Genomic DNA, 5,179 nt, shown 5'->3' on the forward strand with positions numbered 1-5,179 from the left:
CTGTTGAAAGCTCACACCTAGAGCGCGCGACTTTCCTTAATATCCAGACAAATAAACACAATGTAGGCTCGCATCACTTTGATGCGGGCTTGCAAACATTGTTCTGAAATGTACTTGGAAAATGGTGCTGCTGGGGAGATTTGAACTCCCGGCCTCTCCCTTACCAAGGGAGTGCTCTACCCCTGAGCTACAGCAGCATGAGCCCTTGCGGTGCGGGCGGGTTATAGGCCACGTATCTGTAATTGGTCAAGCCTGAATTATGCGAAGTTTTTCGATTGTTCCCGTCGCAGGCCTTTTCGCCCTGTTTTCGTCAAGATCGGCTGTAATTTTCCGCGCGCTGTTTTATAACAGGCCAATCGCTCAAACCCGCATAAATCTGACGGAACTTTGATTGCAACATGACTGCAAAAAAATCTGACATGCGTCCGGCCGTAAACGAGGAACGCTTGAAACGCGAAGCCGAAGCCCTGCGTGCCAATCTGGCCAAGCGCAAGCAACAGCAACGCTCACGCAAAAGCGATCCACAAGGTCCGGCTACAGACGAAAAATCTGAGGACTGATCACGCGCGTCATTTTTCACCTTCGCTTTGATGGGCGCGTGCATCGTTTGGTTGATCTTGAGGCCAGCGGGCGGGTAAAACCGTGGGTGCTGAACGTGGTTGGGATTTTCGCAAAAACAGGGGTGGCACTATGTCGGTAAGACCGGATCACTGGATACGCCAGATGGCGCAGGAAAAAGGCATGATCGAACCGTTTGTCGACGGTTTCAAACGCGATGGTGTGATTTCCTATGGTGTCAGTTCGTACGGCTATGACGCCCGCGTCGCCGACGAGTTCAAGATTTTCACCAATGTCGACTCGGCCATCGTCGATCCCAAGGAATTTTCCGATGACGGGTTCGTTAACCGCCAGACCGACGTGTGCGTGATCCCGCCCAACAGTTTCGCGCTCGCGCGCACGGTGGAATATTTCCGCATCCCGCGCGACACGCTGGTGATCTGCCTTGGGAAATCGACCTATGCCCGGTGTGGCATCATCGTCAATGTCACGCCGCTTGAACCCGAATGGGAAGGGCATGTAACCCTTGAATTTTCCAACACCACACCGCTTCCGGCGCGCATTTATGCCAATGAAGGGGCGTGTCAGTTCATTTTCCTCAAGGCGGAAAGTGAATGCGATACCTCCTATGCGGATCGTGCAGGGAAATATATGGGCCAAAAAGGTGTCACATTGCCGCGCCTGTGATAAAGGGGTGGCAACAATCTGTTGGTGATACGCCAAGACACGCGTTCGCTGCGCCATCGCGCGCAGTACAAAGAGGACTGAATGGACAAGATCAAGATTTCCGGTGGTCGCCGGCTGCAGGGCAAAATTGCAATCGGCGGTGCCAAAAACGCGGCTTTGCCGTTGATGGCAGCAGCCCTTCTGACAGATGAAACGCTGACATTATCGAACCTGCCGCATCTGGCAGATATCACATCGATGGCCAATCTGTTGGCCCAGCATGGTGTCGCGTTGCATCTGAACGGGCATGCGCCCAATGGTGGCCATACCGGTCGCGTTCTTGAAATGACTGCGAAGGAAATCACCTCGACCACGGCACCCTATGATCTGGTGCGCAAGATGCGTGCATCTGTCCTTGTACTCGGCCCGATTGTCGCGCGTTGTGGTGTTGCCCGTGTGTCGCTTCCTGGTGGGTGTGCGATTGGCAACCGTCCGGTTGACCTGCATCTCAAGGCGCTGGAAGCCATGGGGGCGGAAATCCACCTGACCGAGGGCTACATCGAAGCCCGCGCGCCCGACGGCCTGAAAGGCGGACATGTCCTGTTCCCGCAGGTTTCGGTGGGCGCGACGGAAAACACGCTGATGGCCGCATCGCTGGCCGACGGTGTTGTCACCATCGCCAATGCCGCGCGCGAACCGGAAGTATCTGATCTTGCTCATTGCCTTGTTGCCATGGGGGCCGAGATCGAAGGCATAGGAACCGATACCCTCAAAGTTACCGGCAAGCCGCGCCTGCATGGCGCGGAATATTCGGTTGTGCCGGATCGCATCGAAACCGGCACCTATGCGATTGCCGCCGCCATCACCGGTGGCGAGATCGAACTGACCGGAACCCGCATGGAACTGATTGACAGCCTTGTTGATGCGATGCGCGCAGCCGGGGTCGAGGTTGAAGAAACCGAAGATGGCCTTAAGGTGCGCGGCAACCGTGCGACGCTTAAGGGGGTTGACGTGATGACCGAACCTTATCCGGGCTTCCCGACCGATATGCAGGCCCAGTTCATGGCGCTGATGTCGGTTGCCAACGGTGCATCCATGATCACCGAAACCATTTTCGAAAACCGTTTCATGCACGTTCCGGAACTCAGCCGCATGGGCGCTGATGTCAACGTGCATGGCCGTTCGGCGATTGTCCGCGGCAGTGCAAAGCTTTCGGGGGCTGAAGTCATGGCAACCGATCTGCGTGCATCGGTTTCGATGGTGCTTGCAGGCTTGGCAGCCGAGGGCGAGACGGTTATTAACCGTGTCTACCATCTGGACCGCGGTTATGAGCGGCTTGAAGAAAAACTGAGCTCCTGCGGGGCGCAGATCGAACGTGTCCGGGTTCCGGCCTGATATCAGGTCGACCGGATAATTGAAAACGCGTAAGGCGACTGATTGATGAGTGACGAAAAGCTGGTGCTTGCCCTGCCAAAGGGGCGCATTCTTGACGAGGTGATGCCACTGGTACGATCCGCCGGGATCGAACCTGAAGCGGCATTTGATGATCCGAAATCCCGTGCGCTTCGTTTCGCCACCAACCATCCGCATATCGATATCATCCGTGTGCGCAGCTTTGACGTCGCAACCTTCGTCGCCTTTGGCGCGGCGCACATCGGTGTCTGCGGCAATGACGTCCTGATGGAATTTGACTATCCCGATATCTATGCGCCGCTGGATCTTAATATCGGGCATTGCCGGATCGCCGTTGCCGAACCCGAAGAAATGATCGAGGGCGATGACCCGTCACGCTGGTCGCATGTCCGGGTCGCGACCAAATATCCCAACATCACTCGCACCCATTTTGCCAAACGGGGCGTGCAGGCCGAATGCATCAAGCTGAACGGCGCGATGGAACTGGCACCAACACTTGGTCTGTGCCGCCGTATCGTCGACCTTGTGTCGACGGGCAACACGCTTAAGGCCAATGGTTTGCGTGAAATCGAACATGTCGCGGACGTGACGTCGCGTCTGATCGTTAATCGTGCTGCGCTGAAAACCCGCCCGACCGATATCCAGCCCTGGATCGACCGTTTCTCCGAGGTGCTCAATGCCGCTTAAGCTTTCGATTACTGACGCCAGCTTCGAAGAAGATTTCGTCAAGCTTCTGGGCATGAAACGCGAATCGGACGCCGATGTCGATGCGGCTGTTGCTGATATTATCGCCGATGTCCGTAATCGCGGTGATGAAGCAGTTTGCGACTACACCAACCGCTTTGATCGCCTTGGTATCGACGCATCCGGCATGGCGGTGAGTGCGGCCGAGGTCGATGCCGCGGTTGCCGACATTGACGCAGACCTTCTCAAATCGCTGGAACTGGCGGCAAAGCGCATTCGTGCCTATCACGAAAAGCAGATGCCGGCCGATGAACGCTATACCGATGAAAGCGGTGTTGAGCTTGGCTGGCGCTGGCGTGCGGTGTCCGCAGCCGGGCTTTATGTTCCGGGCGGTCTGGCATCTTACCCGTCATCGGTTCTGATGAATGCCATTCCGGCCAAGGTTGCCGGTGTGGAACGCCTTGTTATGGTAGTGCCGACGCCTGACAATAAAATGAACCCGCTGGTTCTGGCTGCGGCCCGAATTGCTGGTGTGGACGAGATTTACCGCATTGGCGGGGCGCAGGCGATTGCGGCTCTTGCCTATGGCACCGAAACGATCAAGCCGGTCGACAAGATCGTCGGTCCGGGCAACGCGTTTGTTGCCGCGGCCAAACGCCGTGTGTTTGGTCAGGTCGGCATTGATATGATTGCGGGCCCGTCGGAAATTCTGGTGGTTGCCGATGGCAGCAATGATCCAAGCTGGGTGGCCGCAGATCTGTTGTCGCAGGCCGAACATGACCCGGTTGCGCAATCGATCCTGATCACTGACGACGCGGAATTTGCCGATCGCGTGCAGGTCGCAATCGACAAGCATCTTGAAAAACTGCCGCGTGCAGAAATCGCCGGAGCAAGCTGGCGCGACTTTGGTGCAATTGTTTTGGTCGAAAATCTGTCGCAGGCTCCGGCCCTTGTGGATCGGATCGCACCGGAACATCTGGAATTGGCGGTCGACGACCCGGACGCGCTGGCAGAAGACATTCACCATGCCGGTGCGATTTTCCTGGGCCGTTATACCCCAGAGGCCATCGGCGATTATGTTGCCGGCCCGAACCATGTCCTGCCGACGGCCCGCTCGGCGCGTTTCTCGTCCGGCCTCGGGGTTCTGGACTTCATCAAGCGTTCGTCGCTGATCAAGTGCACACCCGAAAGTCTGGCAAAAATCGGCCCGGCGGCAATCGCCCTTGCAGAAAGCGAAGGTCTGCAGGCACATGGACTTTCGGTAGCGATCCGTTCAAACCAGATGTAAGCTGTTGCAATGCAGCGTGTGAAGGGACCGGAGCGAGAGAGCCATGGCAGAAAACCAGTGTATTGCCGGTATCTATCTTGACGAGAAATACAAGGTAAGACGCCGTCCTGAGGTCGAGCATGAGCAGGCGGTGGCGATCTATGACCTTCTCGAAGAAAACCATTTCGAACCTGCTGGCGGTTTCGAAGGTCCGTATTCGGTGCATATGCGCATCGAAGAAAACCGCATCTATATGGATGTGCGCGGCGACGATGATACCGAGAACCTGACGACCATTCCCGTGCCGCTGTCGCCGTTCCGCCGGATCGTCAAAGACTATTTCATGATCTGCGAAAGCTATTATGACGCCATCAAAAAGGCCAGCGCCGCCCAGATCGAAACCATCGATATGGCGAGACGTGGTCTTCACAACGAGGGCTCCGAGCAATTGCGAGAGCTTCTGGCCGACAAGGTGACGATTGATGAAAATACCGCGCGTCGCCTGTTTACGTTGATTTGTGTCCTTCACATCCGGGGTTAAGGCACGGTGGCAGAAGAACTCCCCGGCTCGGTTCTTTTTGCCTGCAGCTA

The 5,179-nt window shown here is 56.4% G+C and carries 6 protein-coding genes and 1 tRNA gene; 6 read left to right on the forward strand and 1 reads right to left on the reverse strand.

Annotated elements, in window-relative coordinates; genetic code table 11:
- Positions 1-122: 122 nt before the first annotated feature.
- Positions 123-197: transfer RNA gene (locus tag B2T33_RS11215), tRNA-Thr, on the reverse strand.
- 201 nt (positions 198-398) lie between these two features.
- Between B2T33_RS11215 and B2T33_RS11220 the strand changes: the two genes are divergently transcribed.
- The 6 genes from B2T33_RS11220 (at position 399) to B2T33_RS11245 (ending at position 5,129) form a co-directional block, all read left to right on the forward strand.
- Positions 399-560 (forward strand): hypothetical protein, encoded by a 162-nt coding sequence (locus B2T33_RS11220; protein WP_165374899.1) that lies wholly within the window; start codon positions 399-401, stop codon positions 558-560.
- A gap of 130 nt (positions 561-690) precedes the next feature.
- The gene (gene dcd, locus B2T33_RS11225; RefSeq protein ID WP_062956196.1) at positions 691-1,245 is read left to right on the forward strand and encodes a dCTP deaminase; all 555 of its coding nucleotides are present in this window, start codon (positions 691-693) and stop codon (positions 1,243-1,245) included.
- A gap of 81 nt (positions 1,246-1,326) precedes the next feature.
- On the forward strand, positions 1,327-2,619 hold the full coding sequence (gene murA, locus B2T33_RS11230; protein WP_008891764.1) for a UDP-N-acetylglucosamine 1-carboxyvinyltransferase: 1,293 nt from the start codon (positions 1,327-1,329) through the stop codon (positions 2,617-2,619).
- 45 nt (positions 2,620-2,664) lie between these two features.
- Entirely contained in the window at positions 2,665-3,324 is a 660-nt protein-coding gene (gene hisG, locus B2T33_RS11235; RefSeq protein ID WP_008891763.1) for an ATP phosphoribosyltransferase, read from the forward strand.
- A complete protein-coding gene (gene hisD, locus B2T33_RS11240; protein ID WP_197145544.1) occupies positions 3,314-4,609 on the forward strand; it encodes a histidinol dehydrogenase in 1,296 nt (431 codons plus the stop codon). The genes hisG and hisD overlap by 11 nt, the downstream gene beginning before the upstream one ends.
- Positions 4,610-4,652: 43 nt before the next feature.
- Positions 4,653-5,129 carry a UPF0262 family protein gene (locus tag B2T33_RS11245; RefSeq protein WP_008891761.1) on the forward strand — a complete coding sequence of 159 codons (477 nt, stop codon included), beginning with the start codon at positions 4,653-4,655 and terminating at the stop codon, positions 5,127-5,129.
- Positions 5,130-5,179: the final 50 nt, after the last annotated feature.

The organism is Thalassospira sp. UBA4513 (assembly GCF_002388495.1).
In the GTDB taxonomy this organism is placed as follows: Bacteria; Pseudomonadota; Alphaproteobacteria; order Rhodospirillales; family Thalassospiraceae; genus Thalassospira; species Thalassospira tepidiphila.

Excerpts from the sequence above, each read along its gene's own strand:
- B2T33_RS11220 (WP_165374899.1), top strand. The coding sequence starts at position 399 with ATGACTGCAAAAAAATCTGACATGCGTCCGGCCGTAAACGAGGAACGC.
- dcd (WP_062956196.1), top strand. The coding sequence starts at position 691 with ATGTCGGTAAGACCGGATCACTGGATACGCCAGATGGCGCAGGAAAAA.
- murA (WP_008891764.1), top strand. The coding sequence starts at position 1,327 with ATGGACAAGATCAAGATTTCCGGTGGTCGCCGGCTGCAGGGCAAAATT.
- hisG (WP_008891763.1), top strand. The coding sequence starts at position 2,665 with ATGAGTGACGAAAAGCTGGTGCTTGCCCTGCCAAAGGGGCGCATTCTT.
- hisD (WP_197145544.1), top strand. The coding sequence starts at position 3,314 with ATGCCGCTTAAGCTTTCGATTACTGACGCCAGCTTCGAAGAAGATTTC.
- B2T33_RS11245 (WP_008891761.1), top strand. The coding sequence starts at position 4,653 with ATGGCAGAAAACCAGTGTATTGCCGGTATCTATCTTGACGAGAAATAC.